We start from the raw sequence: 18,161 nt of genomic DNA, 5'->3' as shown, positions 1-18,161 counted from the left end.
GGTCAAGGCTCCCCCCTGGGGGCCGACCGCGCACGGCGAGAGCCGCGCCGCGGACACACCGCTGTACCCCCTGTCGACCCCGCCATGCCCCCGCGATGATGCGCGGCAGCGCGCACGGGCGCCGCGAGTGCGCCCCCACGCACCCCGATGGCTGGTTCTTCGCGCCCGGGCATGGTCGGGGACGCCAACAATGGGCACGCGCTGAGCGGAGGACATCGGTGGCCGGCAGGCGGAGGGGCGAACGTGATCCGGGTACTTCTCGTGCACGACGAATGTCTGGTCAGATCGGTGCTGGCGGAGTGGCTCTGCCGGGAACCCGACCTGGCGGTGTTCGACGCGTCCTGGCGCGTCGCGCCGGGGCGGGTGCGGACCTTGCGGCCCGAGGTCTGCGCGGCGGACCTGGACTGCGCGGACGCGGTCGGCATCCCGCCGCTCGCCGATCTGCGCGGCACGGGCGGCCCCGCCCCCGGCCTGCTGGTCCTCGCCCACGCCGGCAGACCCGGCCTCCTCAAGCGGGCGGCGGAGGCGGGTGCCCTCGGCTACGTGGACAAGGAGGGCTCCCCGCAGCGGCTGGTGTCCGCGATCCGGGAGGTCGCCCGAGGGAGACGTTTCATCGACGACTCCCTCGGCTTCGGCTTCCTCAAGGCCGCCGAGATGCCGCTGACCCGGCGGGAGTTGAGCGTGTTATCCCTGGCTGCCGAGGGAGCCTCCGTCGCGGAGATCGCCGGCAGCCTGCACCTCTCCCACGGAACCGTGCGCAACTACATGGCCGCGATCACCCGTAAGACGGGGGCGCGCAACAGGATCGACGCCATCAGGATCTCGCAGGGGGAGGGATGGCTCTGAGGCGCCGGGGGAGCGGACCGGTACGGGAACCGGGGACCAGGCGCCGACCAGGTCCCGGTAGAGCGGTGAGCGGGCCATGAGGTCGTCGTGGTCCCCGTACGCGGCGGACCGTCCGTCCATGAGCAGCACCCGGTCCGCGCGGCGGGCCGAGCTGACGCGGTGCGCGACGACCACGAGGGTCGTGCCCGGCCGACGGGCGAAGGCCCGCTCCGCGCGTTCCTCCGCCTCCGCGTCCAGGTGACAGGTCGCCTCGTCGAGGATCACGACCGACGCGTACGACAGATACGCGCGCCCCAACGCGACGAGTTGCCGTTCCCCGGCGGACAGCGCGCGCGGGTCGACCTCGGCGGCCGGGCCGCCCAGCCGGACCATCACCTCGGTGAGCCCCACGGCCTCCGCGGCGGCCCACAGCTCGTCCTCGGGCACGGGTTTCGGCCGTAGCTCGCCGAGGTTTTCTTCGAGGGATCCCCCGAAGACGTACGCCTCCTGCGGGATGAGCACCCGGTGTGCGCGGGATGTGACGCCGGGTACCGGGCGGCCACACAAGTGGACGGTGCCGTGCCGGGGGCGCAGGAGACCCGCGACGACCCCGGTGAGAGTGGACTTGCCGACGCCGCTGGGACCGACGACGGCCAGGTGCGTGCCGTGGGGGATGCGCAGGTCGAGCCCGTCGAGGACGGGGGTGCCGCGGGAACCGTAGGCGAAGGTGACGGAGGCGAGGCGGAGAGCGTCGTGCGAGGCCGCCGCGCGGGGGAGGGCGTCGCGGACATCGGCCTCGCCTGGGACGCCGGGATCCGCCGGCGACGGGGTCGGCGTCGAGGGCCGGGGGGCGTCCTTCGGGGGCGGTGGGGCGGGCACCGGGGCCAGCCGGCGGAGGACCACCGCGAGGCGGGAGCCGCTGGTGCCCAGGCCGTGGACCAGGTTCTGCAGGGCGGGGAGGAGGGACTGGGTGACGTAGGCGAGGGCGCCGACCAGGGCGCCCGCCGTGACCCCGTGGTCCAAAAGCCAAGGGGCGGTGACCAGGAGCAGCACGACGGGCAGTTGGCCACCGATCGCGAGGGAGGCGACCCGTGCGACGCCCCAGCGGGCCAGGGAGCGAGCGGCCCGCAGTTCGGCGTCGACGCACCGGCCGGTGTCGGCGGCGACCGTGTCCTCCGCGCCGGCCGCCGTGATGTCCCGCAAGCCCGGACAGACGGCCCCGAGCCGGTCGGCGAGGGCCTCGTCGGCGACGAGGAAGCCCTCCTGGCGGCGGGCCAGGGGCCTGAGCGTCACCAGGAAGAGGGCGACGCCGACGAGCAGCGGGGGCCCGACGACCAGCAGCAGGGGCGGGGCCAGCGAGAAGAGTCCGACGAGCGCCCCGGCGGAGGTGAACAGGAACGAGCGGGACACCATGACGAGTCCGGCGAAGGTGTCCCGGGCGATCTCCACCTGCTGGGTCAGCCCGGACAGCGCCCCGCCGTCCGCCTCCCGGACCCCCCGTTCGACCACCCCGCGCACCAGCCGGTCCCGCAACGGCTCCACGAGCCCCGCCACGCACCCGTACACCCGCCACGTGCCCAGCGCCCCCAGCACCACCGCCCCCGCACCGGCCCCGAGCCACCCCAGCCCGACCCCGGCCCGCCCCACGAGGAACCCGTCGTCGAGGGCCCGCGCGAGGGCGTACCCCATCAGAAAGGTCTGTCCCGTCTCCACCACGGACCACAGAACCAGCCGTGCGACGACCCGCGCCCGCCCGCGAAGAAAGCGCAGGCCCCGACGGAGGAGGCCGGGCGGGCGGAGGCCGCCCCCGGCACGCCGTCGTCCTCCCCGGCCGCCCTTCATCGGCCCTCTCCGCCCGGCACGCCCCGCGACGCGGTGCCGTCGCGGGCGGCGTCCGCCCGGCCCGTGCCGACCGGGGCCCACGACCCGAACAACTCCCGGTAATCCGCCGTCCGCCACAGCTCTGTATGCGGCCCCACCGCCCGCACCCTCCCCTTCTCCAGCCACACCACCGTGTCCGCGCGGGCGGCCGTGGTGACGCGGTGGGCGATGAGCAGGCGGCTGCCACCGGTGGTGGGGCGCAGGAGGGCGTCGGTGATGTCGTGCTCGGTGAGGGTGTCGAGGCTGGAGAGGGCGTCGTCGAGCACCAGGAGACGACTGTCGCGGGCGAACGCGCGGGCCAGGCCCAGGCGTTGCGCCTCACCACCGGACAGAGGAGCGTCGGCGCAGGGAGTGGCGTAACCGTCGGGGAGGCGGCGGACGAAGCCGTCGGCGTGCGCGGCTCGGGCCGCCTCCCGGATGCGGGCGGGGGAGGGGCGGACGACGCCGAAGGCGATGGTGTCCTCCACCGACCCACCCAGCAGGGCCGGGCGTTCGAAGGCGTGGACGATCGCCCGGCGCAGCTCCCGGCGGTCCAGCTCGGGCAGGGGCACCCCGTCGAGCCGTACCTCTCCGTCGTCGGGATCCGTCAACCGCCCGGCCACGGCCGCGAGCAGCGACTTGCCCGCGCCCGACCGGCCCACGACGGCGACCGTGGCGCCGGCCGGGACCACCAGATCGACGCGGTCCAACACGGTGCGCCCGCCCCGGCGGACGGTCACGGAGCGCAGCTCCAGTCGGCCCGTCCCGGCGGGCGGCAGGGCACGTTCGCCGTACGTGGTCGGGGGCTCGCTCCGTACCTCGTCCAGGCGCTCTGCCGCCGTCCGCGCGCGGACCAGGCCCGAGAGCTGCCCGACCAGGACGCCGACGCCCGCGGCCAGTACGGCGTAGCGGGACGCGGCCAGCAACTCGCCCACGGACAGGTGCTGTCGGGCGAGCAGGACGCCGGCGGTGGCCACGACGGCGAGTTGCAGGAGCGGGGCCACGGTGGCGGCTCGGGCGGCGGCGCGGCCCTGGACGTGCCACATGCGGTGCCCCTGGTCCGAGAGTTCGGCCAGGGGACGCAGGACGCGGGCGACGGTGCGGTCCGCCGTGCCGGCGGCCACGATCGTGCGGTGCCCGGCGACGGCCTCGGCCAGGCCGCCCGCGATACGGCCCTGGGCGCGCTGGTAGCGCGTCACGCAGTCGGAGGAGTCCCGCGCGAGGGCGCGCAGCACGAGGGCGAGCAGCGGGGCACCGATCAGGAAGACCGCCGCGAGCCGCGGGTCGATCAACGCGAGGGCCGCCACCGCGCCCAGGGGCCCGGCGAGCGCGGCGAGCAGCGCGGCGGCGGTCGCGGGGGCCGTTCCCGCCTGGGCCGCGTTCCCGACGAGCCGGGCCACCAGGTCTCCCGGGCCGAACCGGGTGAGGGCGCGTGGCCCCACGGCCAGGGCATGCCGGACCAGACGGTGGCGCAGCCAAGCGGTGGCCCGGGCGTTCGTGGTGCCGCCGAGCACGGTCTCGACCGCGTCGAGGACGGCCACCGCGAGGACCAGCGCCGCGCACCACAGCACCCAGCGCGAGCCGTCCGGGTCGCGGGCCAGCAGCAGGTCGAGGGCCCGGCCCAGCGCGACCGGCAGCGACAGGTTCGCCCCCGTCGAGGCCATGGATACGAGCGCCAGGGCCGTGCAGCGGGGGCCGGAGTGGCGGACGGTGGCGCGCAGCAGGGGGTCGGAGACTGCCGCCGGGCAGTGGGCAGCGCCTTCGGTGAGGGTCGTCATACCCGTCCTGACGTGGGACGACCGGATGAACGGCCGGATGAAGGACCGGACGAACGGCCGGATGAACGGCCGGATGAACGGCCGGATGAACGGCCGGATGAACGGCCGGATGAACGGCCGGATGAACGGCCGGACGAATGACCGGAGGGGCCCGCTGGGCTCGATGGGGCCCGGTGAAGGTGGACGAACGGCCGTCGAGCGGGGCGGCCGGGTGGCCAGATGGATGAGCCCCGGACGGCCCCTCCCCGGACAGGGGAGAGGAACCGTCCGGAGCCGTCGGCGCGACTCAGCCGCCGTGCGGGTCCGACGGGCGTCCCGGGTGGCCGGGACGCCCCGCTCGGGTCAGAGGCAGAGCGTGATGCTGGCCGCGCTCACACAGGACAGCACGCTCAGGGAGCTGGGGCCGCCGGTGCCGGTGGTCTCGTCGGCTTCCATCGTCTGCAGGTCGAGAAGTGCCATATCGCTTCCTTTCGATCGGTGGCCCGCTCAAGGGCCCTGGTGGGGACGGGAGTGTTGCGTCACGACTGGCGCCGGGCGGCGCAGCCGCGTCAATGGGGCCGCCGTCGCGGCGGCGGCAGGAGCGGAAGGTGCGCCGTGGTGTCGTCGTCGGCGGCGGCGTGGGCCGCGCCGAGTGCCAGCAGGCACCCGGCCGTTCCGGTACCGAGGTCCATGGAGAGCCGCATCAAGTGGTTGCCGGGGAAGGCCAGTTGTCCCTGGTAGGGCATGGAGTGCCAGCCGAGGGCGGCGATCTGTTCCGTCAGCCGCTCGCGCGGGGCACCCGTCCGGGCGAGGTGCAGGATCATCCCGGCGCGGCCCTCGAACAGCCCCGGCTGCGCGTAGAAGCGGTAGGTCGCGGCGGTCAGGACGCCTGCGCGGACCCGGGCGAACTCGTCCGTGCCCGGGGCGAGTTGGCCGGTGCCGGTGCCGGTGCCGGTGCCGGTGGCGGTGGCGGTGCCGGTGGCGGTGGCGGTGTCGCTTCCGCCGTCCGTGCCGGTGGCGGTGGTTCCGGTCGCCGCCAAGTGGTCGTCGAGCACCATCGCGACGCCCACGCTCCCGTCGCCGAGGTACGGCATCGTGCGCCACCCCTCGTCGACGGCCAGCCCGCCGTTCCTCTGCTCGACGAGACACTCCAGGTCCTGCCGCAGCGCCTCGCCCGCCGCGTCGAGCAGCGCGCGGTCGCCCGTCGCCTCGTACCGGCGCAGCAGGAACAGCGCGGGCCCGCTCGCGCCCCGCAGCAGGCCGGCACGGCGGCGGGGTGGTGCCGGGCGGGGCTCGGCGAGACGGGACACGAGGAGCTCGGCCGCCTGTGCCGCGTGGTCGCGCAGCGCGGCCTCACCGGTGGTCCGCGCCAGCTCGTCGAAGACCAGTCCGAGCCCGGCGAGCCCGCCGCGCAGGTCGGAGGACAGCTTGTGCCACTTCTCGCCGAGGAGCTGCTCGACCAGGTCCAGGGCCCGCTGCCGGTGCCCCAGCCGGTCCAGGGTGTGGGCGACGCCCGCGAGACCGTCGTACAGACCGAGCGGCGTGCCGATCGGCACCGGGGCGGTGTGGTCGAGCAGCCAGCGCTCGCCCTCCTCGTAGCGTTCGGCGCCGACCTCCGCGAGCGCGTACAGGACCCCCGCCGCGCCGTGCGCGAGCCCGAGGCCACCACCGTCGGAGAACTGGGCGACGTCGCCGGGGAAGAGCCGGTCGTCGCGCTCCGGCGTCGCGGAGGCCAGGATCGCCTTGACCATGGAGTCACGGCTGTAGGGCCAGTCGCCGGGCTCGGCGAGGGACCAGCCGGCCTCCACGACACCCGCCCCGGCCGCGGGTGCCCGGGTCCGCGCCACTCGTGCGGGTGCCCGCTCCTGGGCCCCGTCGTCCGTTGCCCGCTCCGCGCCCCCGCCGCTGCGGGAGATCTCGGCCACCGCCTCGTCCAGGAACGCGGGCGGCACCTGCGGGAACTGCTCCGCGATCACCGCCGCCAGATGTGCGGCCTTCTCCCGTTCCACCACCAGCAGCGAGGTGACCGGCAGGAACAGTGCGAGGCGCAGACACGCGAGGGCGTAGCGGTCGACGTCGCGGCCGGTGCGGTCCCAGGGCGCGAGGAAGCCGGGGTGGGCGACGACCTGACGGCCGTTCTCCTCGGCGGGCGCCGCCGCCTCGAAGTCCAGCAGCGACACCGAGCGCTCGTCCGGCGCGACCATGATGTTGAAGACGTGCAGGTCGTTGAAGACGATCCCGCGCGAGTGCACCGCCTCGACCGCCTCCTCGACGGCCCGGTGGACGTGCAACGCCCAGGCCGTGTACGCGGCGACCGCGTCCGGTCCGGGGTCCGGGGCGAGCAGCGGGTGCCGCTCGGCGACGTACGAGTTGAGCGGGCGGCCCTCGACGAAGTCCATGACCAGGAAGCGGTGGTCGCCCAGGGTGAACCAGTCACGCACCTCGGGCACCACCCCCAGGCCGGCGAGCCGCTCGAGCGCGGCCTTCTCCCGCTCCAGCCGGGTGACCGCGTCGGCCCCGTCGGCGGCCAGCCCCGCGTGCGGGCGCCCCTCCTTGAGCACCACCCGGCGGCCGTCGCGGGTGTCGGTGCCGACGTACACCCCGCCGCCGTTGGAGAAGTGCAGCGCCTTCTCGATGCGGTACGGCAGCTCGCCGACCGTGGTCGTGTTGCGTGCCGCCAGCTGCGGCTCCAGGAAGGCGGGCAGGGTCACCCAGTCGGGCACATGGAAGGTGGGCCTGCGCTGGTCCGGCACCAGGGTGCCGGCGCCGTCGCGGACGGCCGGGACGAGCGTGCCGCGCTCGTCGACGACGAAGGAGCGGGCGAAGGCGCCGTAGCGGACGTACAGCGGCCCGTCGTTCCAGCGCAGGTCGGTGAGGATGTACGGCCCGTCGAAGCCCTCCAGGAGCGCTCCCAGCTCGCGCAGGACGAGGTGCAGCTGCTCCTCGTCGGCCGGGTAGACCGTCACGAACTTGCCGCTGGTGTCACGTGCCGCGTACTTCGCGTTGCGCAGATGGAGCAGGTGCGGGCCCGGCACGAACTTGAACGGGATCCGCCGGGGCACGCAGTAGTCCCACACGATCGCCGCGACGCGGTCCGCGTTCGCCCGGGTGGCCGAGGCGTGCACTTTCCATCCCTGGGTGGGTCCGGGACGGGGCCGCCCGCCGTCGTCGACCGGGGTCAGCGTCAGCCAGTCCCCGATCCGGGCGGACCGCCAGCCCCCGGGGACCGCGCGCCCGGCCGTCTCGTAGCCCGGCGACGCCGCGTCGGCGCCGTCACCGGCCAATAGGTCCGGTGTCTCGTAGAAGTGTCGGTCGGCCAGCGCGTAAGCCTCGTACCGCTTGTCCATGCGCGTCCCCCGGGTCGTGTGCCGTCACCGCCGTCGCCCCCTGGGCCGGGTGAGGACGAGCCTTCCAGCCCGCCCCGGGGCCCGACAGTCACGGCTGTCACCACTGACCCGTCACGGCTGTCACGCGACCACCGTGCGGAACGCACGCGTAAAGATCTGTTCGGTCTTTTTCGAGTCCTGCGGCTCCCCGCGGCAGGGCCCCGGCCTCGCGGAACGGTCCCAGGGGCTGCGCGAGCGTGCCGGAAGCGCTGTAATTGCGGACGTGGTCAGTGAGGGCGCTGCGGAACCAGGAACGAGGACGCTGCGCGCCGAACTCGCGCTCAAGACGCTCGGCGGCGATCTCGATCCGTACGAGCGGCTGCACGCCATCCTCGAACAGGTGCTCGTGTTCACCAGTGCGACCGTCGCGGCCGTGTACCTCCCGGACGGTGAGGGGCAGGCGCTGTCCCTCACCGCGTCCGCCGGCGTGCCGAGGAACCTGTACGGGCTCTCCGACAGCTACCCGGCCGCGGGCACCGCTCCCGTGGCCGAGACGTGCCGTTCGGGCCGACCGAGCTGGCTCGTCTCCACCGACCTGCACGAGGACGCAGACGCCCACCCGGTCGCCGCCGACCACCCTGGCGCAGACGCCCACCCTGGCGCAGACGCCCACCCGGTCGCCGCCGACCACCCTGTCGGCGACGTCCAGGAGGGCGCCGGTCCCCCCGAGGACGCCGACATCCGCCGTGTCCGGGCCGAAAGCTTCTCCCTGGGCGTGCTGCCGCTGCGCGAGCGCGGCTGTCTCGTGGCCGTCGGCGACGGTACGGACGCCTTCGACGCCGAGGACCGGCACTGCCTCGACCTGCTCGCCGAGGCGGCCGCCGGTGCCGCCCCCGCCCCGCCCGCCGGGTTCGGAGCCTCGTTCGACCTCGCCATGGACTCCGGGCGGGTCGAGGTCGACGACGCGCTGCTGGAGCTGTTCGGCATCGGCCAGGACGACTTCGACGGCCGGGTCGAGACGCTGATCGCGCTGACCGTGCCCGAGGACCTGCCGGCGCTGATGTCCGTCGTGGAGGCGGACCACATGTCCATCGGCGACCGGGAGCTGGAGTTCCGCATCCTGCAGCCGTCCGGCGAGCAGAGGTGGCTCCGGCTGCGCGGCCGGATCCTGCCCGGCGGGGAGAACCGGCCCGCCCGTCTCGTCGGCACCGTCGCCGACGCCTCCACCCTGCGCACCGGTCGCGGCGACGTGGCCCGCATCCAGCGCCTCGCCGCCGCCCTGGCCACCGCCGGCACCGTCCGGGACGTCAGCCAGGCCGTGGTGACCGCCCTGCGCAAACCGCTGCGGGCCGACCGGATCGCCCTCGCCGAGCTGGAGGGCGACCGCCTGGTCGTCACCGTCCTCGATCCGCCGCAGCCGGAGGTCTGGCCCGAGGTGTGGCGCTCCGAATGGCGCTCCGAGTGGCCGGACGCGCCGGTGCGCACCATGCCGACCCTCGCCACCGCCCTGCGCGAGGGACGCGCCGGGATCTGGCCCGCCGGAGCCCATCTGGAGCCGGCCCTGGCCGACGTCGGCCCCGGCGGCCTCGCCGTCCTCCCGCTGCCCGCCGGCGGCCGCATGGCGGGGGCGTGCCTGATCGGCTGGGACAGCCCCCACGACTTCGGTCCCGAGGAACGTGCCCTGCTCACCGCCGCCTCGGGCCTGGCCGGGCAGGCGCTGATGCGGGCCCACGCCTTCGACGCCGAGCACGAACTCGTGGGCATGCTCCAGCGCACCCTGCTCCCGCGGCGGCTGCCCCAGCTGCCCGGCGCGGTCGCCGTGGCCCGCTATCTGCCCACCACCGCCGGTCTGGAGGTCGGCGGCGACTGGTACGACGTGATCCCGCTGCCCGACAACCACGTGGCCCTCGTCATCGGCGACGTCCAGGGCCACAACGCCGGAGCCGCCACCCTGATGGGTCAGATGCGCACCGCGCTGCGTGCGTACGCCGTGGAGGGGCACCCCCCGGACGTCGTCGTCTCGCACGCCAACCGGCTCCTCATGGACATGGAGACCGACCTCTTCGCCACCTGCTGCTATGTCGACATCGACATGGAGGAGGGCTCCGCCTGGTACGTCCGCGCCGGCCACATCCCTCCCGTGCTGCGTCACCCGAACGGCAGCACCGAGATCAGCGAGTCCGAGGGCGGCCCGCCGCTCGGCGTCGTGATGCAGGCCGACTTCCCGATGAGCCCCCTGCGACTGACCCCCGGCACCGTGCTGGCCCTCACCACCGACGGCCTGGTGGAGTCCGCGGACATCGACGTCGAGGACGGGCTCGACCAACTCGCCGCCGAACTGTCCGCCGCCGACCCCGCGCACCTCGGCGTGGTCGCCGACACCCTGCTCGGCGGCGCCAACCGTGACGACGACGTGGCCCTGCTCCTCATCCGCTACGACGGCATGGCGCTGCGCCCCCAGCGCGAGAACTGGAGCGTGTGGCGCGTCCCCCAGGCGGTCGGGCAGGCCCGCCGCTACACCCGGCGCGTCCTGCGCCGCTGGGGCGCCGACTCCGTGTCCGACAGCGTGCTCCTCGTGGTGTCCGAGCTGGTCACCAACGCCCTCGTGCACACCGACGGCCGGGTCCGCCTCGACCTCACCCTGCTCGCCGACCGCCTGCGTGTCTCCGTCGCCGACTCCTCCCCACGCACCCCGGTGAAACCCACCGTCATCGGCTGGGAGGCCACCGGCGGCCGCGGCATCCTGCTCGTCGAGGCCATGTCCTCCGCGTGGGGCACGGTCCCGGTCAGCGGCGGGAAGCAGGTGTGGGCGGAGATCCCCATCGAGTGACACGCTGGCCGGGTGCGCCTGTTGCTCCTCTCCGACACCCACCTGCCCAAGCGCGCCAAAGCACTGCCCGCGCCGCTCCTCGCGGAACTGCCGCACGCCGACGTGGTCGTGCACGCCGGCGACTGGGTGGACGAGGCCACCCTCGACCTCCTCCAGGCCCGCTCACGGCGGCTGATCGCCGTGTACGGCAACAACGACGGCCCCGGGCTGCGCGCCCGTCTGCCCGAGGTGGCCCGTGCCGAACCGGGCGGGCTGCGCCTGGCCGTCGTCCACGAGACCGGCCCCGCCCAGGGCCGCGAATCCCGCTGCGCCGCCCGCTTCCCCGACACCGACGTCCTGGTCTTCGGCCACAGCCACATCCCGTGGGACACGACCACGTCCACCGGCCTGCGCCTGCTCAACCCCGGCTCCCCGACCGACCGCCGCCGCCGGCCCCACTGCACCTACATGACGGCGACGGTCGCGGACGGCGTGCTGACGGAGGTCCACCTGCACCGACTGCCGCCCAGGACCTGAGCGGGGGACGCGCCGCCGCCCCGCTCACCGGGGCGGGGTCGGCGGATGGATCAGCCCGGTCGTCGCGGTCAGCGGCACCCCGCTGCCGCCCCACCTCAGCGCGACGATCTCCGCCGCGACGGACACGGCCACCTCCTCCGGTGTACGGGCACCGAGGTCCAGGCCGACGGGAGAGCGCAGCCGGGACAGTTCGCCCGGGCCGAGCCCGGCCTCCCGCAGCCGCCGGGTGCGGTCCTCGTGCGTCCGGCGGCTCCCCATAGCCCCGACGTACGCCGCCGGCCGGCGCAACGCCTCCTCCAGGAGCGGCACGTCGAACTTGGGGTCGTGGGTGAGGACGCAGACGACGGTGCGCTCGTCGGTGGCGGTGCCGCGCAGATAGCGGTGCGGCCAGTCGACGACCACCTCGACGGTGGGGGGAAAACGTTTCGGGGTGGCGAAGACCGGGCGGGCGTCACACACGGTGACCCGGTACCCGAGGAAGTCGCCGATACGGGCCACCGCCGCCGCGTAGTCGATCGCGCCGAAGACCAGCATGCGGGGCGGCGGCGCGAAGGAGTGCAGGAAGACGGTGACCGAGTCCTCGCGCCGCTCGCCGTGCGGGCCGTAGTGCCGCGCTCCGGTGACCCCCTGGGCCAGCTCCCCGCGCGCGTCGGCCGCGACCGCGGCGTCCAGGCCCTCCGTACCGAGGGAGCCGCGGGTCCGGTCCGGCCACACCGCCAGCGTGGCACCGCGCCGTCCGGGGCCGTCGACCACGGTCGCCACCGTCACCGGAAGCCCGGCGCCCACCGTCTCGACGACCTGCCCGAACGACGGATCCTCGGTCGCCGTCACCCGGCGCACCAGGAGCGTGATCTCCCCGCCGCAGCTCAGCCCCACCGCGAACGCGTCGTCGTCGCTGTAGCCGAAGGTCGCCGACCGTGCCTCGCCGGACGCCACGACCTCCTGGGCCAGCTCGAACACCGCGCCCTCCACACAGCCGCCGGAGACGCTGCCCACGACCTCGTCCCCGGGCCCGACCGCCATGGCCGCCCCCGGCCCGCGCGGCGCGCTCCGGCTGACCGCGACGACGGTGGCGAGGCCGAAGGGGGAGCCCGCCGCGTACCACTCGCCGAGCGCCGGGAGGATCTCACGCATCGTCCGCTCCTCTCGCCACCACCGCCGGACGCCCGAGCGGGCCGGACCGTGGATGTGCCGGGGACCGCGGCCCCGGGGGGCTCCCCCTCCATCCAAGTACGAGGGCCGGGGTACGGCACACCGACGGGTCGCCCCCTGCCGACGTGCACACGCGTGAAGGGGGCCGATCGGGTGCCCGGACGCCCAGGAGGACGACCGTCCGCGCCCCTGTTCGGGTGGCCTGCGCCGCCCGCCGCGCAAGGCGCGTTGCCATGCGGGCCCCCGGTACATGAAATGACCATGTTCCTGATTCCGAACACCCACAGTCACCCACCTGGGAGGATGCATGCCCTCAGCCACTGCCCGCGGCGCCGTGACCCTCGGCACCCTGGCCGCAGCTCTCACCATGTCGCTCGCCGCGCCGGCCGCGGCGGACGTCGGGGACGAGGACGTCGTGCGGGTCAAGCTCGTCGGTCATGCCGCGTACGACACCGCCCCGGAACACACCGCGCCGGGCGACAGCTGGACCACGTACCTGCACCTGCACGACCCGAAGGGCAAGTACGTCGGCGACGGCGGCTCGCGCTGCACCGTCGTCGAAGCGGACCACCACCGGTTCACCGCCCAGTGCACGCGGGTGCTGCGCCTCAAGGGCGGGGAGATCACCCTCCACGACATGATCAGCCGCACGGGTCACAAGCCCGTCACCGCCAAGACCTCCATCGCGGGCGGCACGGGCATCTACAACGACGCCGAGGGCGAGGGCTACATCACCTTGGAGCGCAAGCGCATCGTCTTCGACCTCTACGTCGATGACTGACCGGCACACACGCGCCGACGGCACGTCGGCCGTTCCGCCGTCCGAGTGCACCCCGTCCGAACTGGAGGTTCTGTGATCACATCGGCTGTCCGCAGGGTGGTCGTGACCGCCCTAGGCACCACCCTCGCCCTTCTTCCGACGTCGGCGCAGGCCGAGCAGAAGGACCAGGACAACGACATCGAGAAGGTCGAGCTCGTCGGCGTCAACCGGGTCGCCACCTGGCCGTCCCTGGACGGTGTGGTGGGCGGTACCTGGACCACCCCGCTGGACCTGTACACCAAGCACAAGGTCAAGAAGACCGGGAAGACGGAGCTGCGCCACGCCGGTGACGGCGAGTCGGAGTGCGACGTGGTGCAGAGCCGGGCCCAGGCGGTCACCGCGCAGTGCACCCGCGTGCTGCGCCTGAAGAAGGGCACGCTGACCCTCAGCGACATGGTCGACTACCGGCCGCTGCAGCCGGTCACGGCCAAGACGGCCATCGTCGGCGGCACCGGGCATTACCGCTCCGCCTACGGAGACGGCTACATCACGCTGGACGGTCACCGGACCCACATCGTGCTGAACGTCGACGAGTGACGCGAGGCTGACCCCACCGGTGCGGGAGACGTGATGCGCGCGTCCCCGCACCGGTGCCGTCCGGGCCGTCCTCAGTCGTTCACGCCCGAGGTCTTCTCGATGAGGCGGGTGAACACGATGAGCGCCCCCAGAGCGGGCAGCAGACCGGCCAGTGTCCACAGGACGCAGAAGCCCGCCGACGCACTGACCGTCATGAGCAGCAGTGTGGGCGCGTCCTCGGAGATTCCCGCCATCAGCAGCAGGAACACGATGGACAGGATCCCCATGGCGATGATGGTGAAGAACGGCCACAGATAGTTGACGATGGGGAGGAGCCGGGCCTTTCTCGCCTTGCGCAGAAAGGTGTTGTCGCAGGCGCGGGTGATCATCGCCAGGACGGCGAACACGGACCCGATGATGACACCCACCATGGAGACGGCGACGCCCAGCACCTCGTCCATCGGCAGGTCGTCGTCGTGCCCGATCCAGGCGCCCCCGAGACCGCCGAACGTCGCCGCCAGCGGTTCCCCCCACCACCAGCTCCGCAGGCTCACGTGCACAAGCCTCATGAACTCCTTGAAGTACTTGTTCCCCGTGGTGCGTCCCGGGGGCTCCTCGGGGGACGAGCCAGTGTCGGTCCGCGGTTCTGTGCCCATGCAAGCCCAGCCCGATGGTGGTCAGTCACGCCGAGCCCCTCACACGCGGCTCGGCCTTTCGCGTCACTTCGTCACGGGCCGGGCAGGAGGTCGTCACCGCCCGTCCGGCGTCTCTCCGCCTCCACCGCCGCCTCGTACCTGCCCATGTCCCGTATCGCGTCGTACAACGACGCGCAGCGCTCGTTCCGCGAATCCGAGCGCTTCTCCCCGTCCGGTGCCCCGAGGCGGTCGAGACGGGGCAGGGCGCTCCTCGGGTCGAAGTCACGAGTGCCTGGCTTGTGTTCGCGGAGCCCGCGAAAAGAGCTGTCCACCGCTCGTACCGCCTTTCAGGTGTGCCGGACGGAGTACGGAACAAATCGGCTCAAACTGCGCTCAACCATAGGCCGGTTCCGTCGGCAGGGCCCTTCGTGGTGACGTTCGGGTGAACATCGGCTGAATTCCGCAGGGCCGCGGTCGGCGGCGTCCCCCGTGCGGCCCGGTCGCCCCGGCGGTCGGCGGCGAGCCCCGGCGTGGTCGCGCGAGGGCAAAGAATCGGCCGTGAAAAGTGAACTGTCTTGCGAAAATGGGTACTTACTCGTGCGTCAGTTGCTATTGACGGCTCGCCTGCCCATTGGGACGGTAGTGCACATGTCGAATGTGGCGGACATGTCAAGATTGCGCACTCGTCTGCTCGGTGTTCTGGTACTCCTCACCGGCTTCCTGACCACGGCGGGCTCCACCCAGCCCGCCTCCGCTCTCACTGACGAACTCTGGTTCGACGCCCAGGCCGCGGCCACCCTCACGGTCGACGGCGGAACCTTCAAGGACGGCCTCGGCCGCGAGGTCGTCCTGCGCGGCTACAACGTCTCGGGTGAGACGAAACTCAAGGAGAACAACGGTCTGCCCTTCGCGTCGGTCGCCGACGCGAAGAAGTCGGCGACCGCGCTCAGGGCGCTCGGCGGCGGCAACTCCGTCCGCTTCCTGCTCTCCTGGGCGTACGCGGAACCGGTGCGCGGGCAGGTGAGCACCTCCTACCTCGCGGCGGCCACCGCCCAGATGGGCGCGTTCCTGGACGCCGGGATCAAGGTCTACCCCGACTTCCACCAGGACCTGTACTCCCGCTGGCTGTTCGACTCCGACAGCTGGTACACCGGCGACGGCGCCCCCAAGTGGGCCGTCGACCTCGGCGACTACCCCGACGAGTACTGCGGCATCTGCCCGTTCTGGGGCCAGAACATCACCTCCAACGCGGCCGTGACGGAGGCGACGTACGACTTCTGGCACAACACCTACGGGCTCCAGGACTCCTTCCTGGACACCGCGCAGAAGACGATGACGTATCTGAAGGCGAATCTCACGACCGCCCAGTTCCAGGGCCTCGTGGGCTTCGACCCGTGGAACGAGCCGCACCCCGGGACCCTCGACTCCGGGCAGACCAGCAGGACGTGGGAGAAGAACGTCCTGTGGCCGTTCTACGTCAAGTTCCGTGCCCGGATGGACGCGGCGGGCTGGCAGTCCAAGCCGGCGTTCGTCGAGCCGAACCTCTTCTGGAACGCCAACATCGACTTCCAGAAGCAGGAGGGCGGACTCCTCGACGCGGGCACCATCGGACCGCGCTACGTCTTCAACACCCACTTCTACGACCAGAAGGCGATCTCCGGCGTCTTCATGTGGGGCAAGGCGGAGAACGGCCAGTACGTGAACGACTTCGGTACCGTCCGTGACCGGGCCACCGCCGGCGGCACGACGGCCATCGTCAGCGAGTTCGGACACCCGCTCAGCGGCTCGGTCTCCGACAAGGCGCCCACGGTCTACAAGGCCATGTACCAGGCGCTCGACTCCCGGGTGAAGGGCGTCGACTGGTGGTCGAACCCGACCGCCTCCGGCCCGGTCCTCTCCGGCTCCCAGTGGCAGTGGGACATCTACTGGGGCCGCCACCACGAGCTGATGAACGACAACCCCGACAAGGTGCAGGTCGAGGGCGACGCCTGGAACGACGAGGATCTCTCCGCCGTACGGCTCGACGACTCCGGAACGGCCGTGCTCCGGCAGGACGCCCGGATGCTGGACCGGATCTACCCGAGCGCCACCGCGGGCCGGACGGTCGCCTTCACCTACGAGGACCGCTCGCGCGACGGCTCCACGACGCTGACCTGGAACCCGGTGCCCAGCTCCCTGCCGAACGTCTCCTCGTTGGTCGGCTCCGGCCAGTACTCCCTGTTGGTCTGGCGCTCGGACGGCAGCACCGAACCGACCGAGCTGCACCTCCCGGCGTCCTTCCCCACCGCGTCCACCACGGTGGTGTCCGACCTCGGGGTGACGGCCGCACCGCCGGCGTACACCACGTCCACGCCGGTCGCCGCCGCCAAGGAACCGGGCGGCACCGGCAGCCGTCGCCTGCTCCTCACCGCCGCCGACACGGGCAAGCTGCACTACGCCCTGGTCACCAACGGCGCGACAGCCCCGTCCGCCACGCAGCTGAGCGCGGCACGGACGGAGCTGTCCAACTGGCTGACCACCAGGTTCAGTTAGCCGAGGGTCCGGTCCAGTCGGCGGGCACCTTCGCCACCCGCACCCGCTGGGGGTGGTCGCCGACTGCGACGGACACGGTCTTCTTCCCGGTGGCGAAGTCGATCGCGGTGACCTGGTCGGCGCCGCTCTCGGAGACCACACAGGACTTGCCGTCACCGCTGACGGTCGACCAGTACGGCTTGGAGACGGGGACGAGCGGGCCCTCCTGGAGGGTCGCGCGGTCCACGACGGTCGCGTAGTCGTCCATCGTGCCCGCGATGCACAGCTTGGTGCCGTCCGGCTTCATGGTCAGACCGTGGTGGCGGGAGTCGTTGACGAAGGTGGTGCGGTCGTCGCTGACCCCGGGGGACTTCGGCAGGGTCTTGGTGCGGGTGATCTTGTCGGTGGCGATGTCGTACTCGAAGAAGCCGTTGAAGAACGACACCTGGAAGTACAGCTTCGTCTCGTCGGGCGAGAACGCGGCGGGACGGACCGCGTCCGAGTAGTCGCTCAGCCCGATCGCGTTGAGCCGCTCCCGCATGTCGATCACCTTGACCTGCTGGAAGGTGTTCGCGTCGGCGACGGTGATCTTCCGGTCACCCTTCGTCCAGTCCAGCCAGGGCGCGTCGGTCTGGGTGTTCACATCACCGATCGCCATGTTCCAGATGTACTTGCCGTCCTTGGTGAAGATGTTCTCGTGCGGCTTGTCGCCGGTCTTGAACGAACCGACCTGCTTGCCGGTGACGATGTCCAGGACGTGCACGGTGTTGCCGGTCGACGCGGACACCGCCACGCGCTTGCCGTCGGGGGAGACCGCCATGTGGTCGGCGCGGTAACCCGACACCGCGAAGCGCCAGTTGATGGCGCCGGTCCTGACGTCGATGGAGACCACGTCGGCGAAGCTCGGCCGGGAGACCACCATCGACGAGCCGTCCGGTGTGGAGTACATGTCGTCCACGAACTGGTCGTGGCCCTCGCCCACGCTGTTGCGGATCGTCATGAACGCGATCCAGCGGATCGGATCGGCGTTGATCTCCGCCATCCGCGCGTCCTTGTCGGGGATGACGTTGACCCGGCCGATCTTCGCGAAGTCGCCGGAGGACTTGATGACGTCCGCGGTGCCCTCCCAGTTGTTGCCCACGAACATCACCTCCCGCAGGTCGGCAGCGGCGTTCGCCGGGGTCGCGGTCGCCGCGGCGGAGGCGGTCAGCGCGAGGGCGACGCCGACGGCACCGAGATGCCGGTTCCTGCGGCTGCGGCGGGTGGGGGAGAGGGGCATGTCGGATCCTCCTGCGCGGGCGGAGTCTGAACACACCTGTGTTCAGAGCAGACTTACTGGAAAGTAAGGAACGGTCCGGCTTCACCACAAGACCAGGGACACGACAAAATCGAGCGACGGCCCCATCGGCCGTC

13 protein-coding genes and 1 pseudogene are annotated in these 18,161 nt (G+C 72.8%); 6 read left to right on the top strand and 8 right to left on the bottom strand.

From position 1 onward, the window contains the following. Nucleotides 1-147: 147 nt before the first annotated feature. Nucleotides 148-762, top strand: a pseudogene (locus K1J60_RS02395) (LuxR C-terminal-related transcriptional regulator); the annotation flags it as partial. On the opposite strand, the gene K1J60_RS46820 reads toward K1J60_RS02395, so the two are convergent. The 4 genes from K1J60_RS46820 to lanKC all read right to left on the bottom strand — a co-directional run bounded on the left by K1J60_RS46820 (nt 685) and on the right by lanKC (nt 7,789). Next, nucleotides 685-2,667, bottom strand: coding sequence for an ABC transporter ATP-binding protein (locus K1J60_RS46820; RefSeq protein ID WP_317619690.1), 1,983 nt, complete (start codon nt 2,665-2,667; stop codon nt 685-687). The pseudogene K1J60_RS02395 and the gene K1J60_RS46820 overlap by 78 nt on opposite strands. Beyond that, complete coding sequence (locus tag K1J60_RS02385; RefSeq protein ID WP_220644678.1) at nt 2,664-4,463, bottom strand: ABC transporter ATP-binding protein; 1,800 nt, start codon at nt 4,461-4,463, stop codon at nt 2,664-2,666. Before K1J60_RS02385 ends, K1J60_RS46820 begins: the two co-directional genes overlap by 4 nt. A gap of 342 nt (nt 4,464-4,805) precedes the next feature. Continuing rightward, complete coding sequence (locus K1J60_RS02380) at nt 4,806-4,922, bottom strand: SapB/AmfS family lanthipeptide (RefSeq protein ID WP_005483995.1); 117 nt, start codon at nt 4,920-4,922, stop codon at nt 4,806-4,808. A gap of 89 nt (nt 4,923-5,011) precedes the next feature. Then, nucleotides 5,012-7,789: a class III lanthionine synthetase LanKC gene (gene lanKC / locus K1J60_RS02375; RefSeq protein WP_220644677.1), complete on the bottom strand. Its 2,778-nt coding sequence runs from the start codon at nt 7,787-7,789 to the stop codon at nt 5,012-5,014. A gap of 262 nt (nt 7,790-8,051) precedes the next feature. Here lanKC and K1J60_RS02370 point away from each other — a divergent pair, with 262 nt between their 5' ends. Together K1J60_RS02370 and K1J60_RS02365 are read left to right on the top strand one after the other, a co-directional pair. Continuing rightward, the gene (locus K1J60_RS02370; protein ID WP_259407521.1) at nt 8,052-10,598 is read left to right on the top strand and encodes a SpoIIE family protein phosphatase; all 2,547 of its coding nucleotides are present in this window, start codon (nt 8,052-8,054) and stop codon (nt 10,596-10,598) included. A gap of 12 nt (nt 10,599-10,610) precedes the next feature. Next, nucleotides 10,611-11,114 carry a metallophosphoesterase family protein gene (locus K1J60_RS02365; RefSeq protein WP_220644676.1) on the top strand — a complete coding sequence of 168 codons (504 nt, stop codon included), beginning with the start codon at nt 10,611-10,613 and terminating at the stop codon, nt 11,112-11,114. Nucleotides 11,115-11,138: 24 nt separating this feature from the next. On the opposite strand, the gene K1J60_RS02360 is transcribed toward K1J60_RS02365, so the two are convergent. Continuing rightward, nucleotides 11,139-12,248 (bottom strand): XdhC family protein, encoded by a 1,110-nt coding sequence (locus K1J60_RS02360; protein WP_220644675.1) that lies wholly within the window; start codon nt 12,246-12,248, stop codon nt 11,139-11,141. 325 nt (nt 12,249-12,573) lie between these two features. Here K1J60_RS02360 and K1J60_RS02355 point away from each other — a divergent pair, with 325 nt between their 5' ends. Together K1J60_RS02355 and K1J60_RS02350 are read left to right on the top strand one after the other, a co-directional pair. Beyond that, a complete protein-coding gene (locus K1J60_RS02355; RefSeq protein ID WP_220644674.1) occupies nt 12,574-13,047 on the top strand; it encodes a hypothetical protein in 474 nt (157 codons plus the stop codon). 72 nt (nt 13,048-13,119) lie between these two features. Next, on the top strand, nt 13,120-13,623 hold the full coding sequence (locus K1J60_RS02350) for a hypothetical protein (RefSeq protein ID WP_220644673.1): 504 nt from the start codon (nt 13,120-13,122) through the stop codon (nt 13,621-13,623). Between the two features lie 71 nt (nt 13,624-13,694). On the opposite strand, the gene K1J60_RS02345 is transcribed toward K1J60_RS02350, so the two are convergent. Continuing rightward, nucleotides 13,695-14,171, bottom strand: a complete 477-nt coding sequence (locus K1J60_RS02345) for a hypothetical protein (RefSeq protein ID WP_220644672.1) — start codon at nt 14,169-14,171, stop codon at nt 13,695-13,697. A gap of 158 nt (nt 14,172-14,329) precedes the next feature. Beyond that, entirely contained in the window at nt 14,330-14,569 is a 240-nt protein-coding gene (locus K1J60_RS02340; RefSeq protein WP_220644671.1) for a hypothetical protein, read from the bottom strand. Between the two features lie 316 nt (nt 14,570-14,885). Between K1J60_RS02340 and K1J60_RS02335 the strand changes: the two genes are divergently transcribed. Further along, nucleotides 14,886-16,769 (top strand): cellulase family glycosylhydrolase, encoded by a 1,884-nt coding sequence (locus K1J60_RS02335; RefSeq protein WP_220644670.1) that lies wholly within the window; start codon nt 14,886-14,888, stop codon nt 16,767-16,769. Here the strand turns inward: K1J60_RS02335 and K1J60_RS02330 are convergent. Beyond that, nucleotides 16,762-18,027 (bottom strand): YncE family protein, encoded by a 1,266-nt coding sequence (locus K1J60_RS02330; protein ID WP_220644669.1) that lies wholly within the window; start codon nt 18,025-18,027, stop codon nt 16,762-16,764. The two genes, K1J60_RS02335 and K1J60_RS02330, sit on opposite strands and share 8 nt — an antisense overlap. Nucleotides 18,028-18,161 lie beyond the last annotated feature (134 nt).

The sequence above is a fragment of the Streptomyces akebiae genome (assembly GCF_019599145.1).
GTDB lineage: Bacteria > Actinomycetota > Actinomycetes > Streptomycetales > Streptomycetaceae > Streptomyces > Streptomyces akebiae.
Note: the sequence above shows the minus strand (reverse complement) of the source record. Positions and strands in the feature narration are given on the sequence as shown.

Coding starts and splice junctions, on each gene's coding strand:
- K1J60_RS46820 (WP_317619690.1), bottom strand. CDS start 2,667: ATGAAGGGCGGCCGGGGAGGACGACGGCGTGCCGGGGGCGGCCTCCGC.
- K1J60_RS02385 (WP_220644678.1), bottom strand. CDS start 4,463: ATGACGACCCTCACCGAAGGCGCTGCCCACTGCCCGGCGGCAGTCTCC.
- K1J60_RS02380 (WP_005483995.1), bottom strand. CDS start 4,922: ATGGCACTTCTCGACCTGCAGACGATGGAAGCCGACGAGACCACCGGC.
- lanKC (WP_220644677.1), bottom strand. CDS start 7,789: ATGGACAAGCGGTACGAGGCTTACGCGCTGGCCGACCGACACTTCTAC.
- K1J60_RS02360 (WP_220644675.1), bottom strand. CDS start 12,248: ATGCGTGAGATCCTCCCGGCGCTCGGCGAGTGGTACGCGGCGGGCTCC.
- K1J60_RS02355 (WP_220644674.1), top strand. CDS start 12,574: ATGCCCTCAGCCACTGCCCGCGGCGCCGTGACCCTCGGCACCCTGGCC.
- K1J60_RS02345 (WP_220644672.1), bottom strand. CDS start 14,171: ATGAGGCTTGTGCACGTGAGCCTGCGGAGCTGGTGGTGGGGGGAACCG.
- K1J60_RS02335 (WP_220644670.1), top strand. CDS start 14,886: ATGTCGAATGTGGCGGACATGTCAAGATTGCGCACTCGTCTGCTCGGT.
- K1J60_RS02330 (WP_220644669.1), bottom strand. CDS start 18,027: ATGCCCCTCTCCCCCACCCGCCGCAGCCGCAGGAACCGGCATCTCGGT.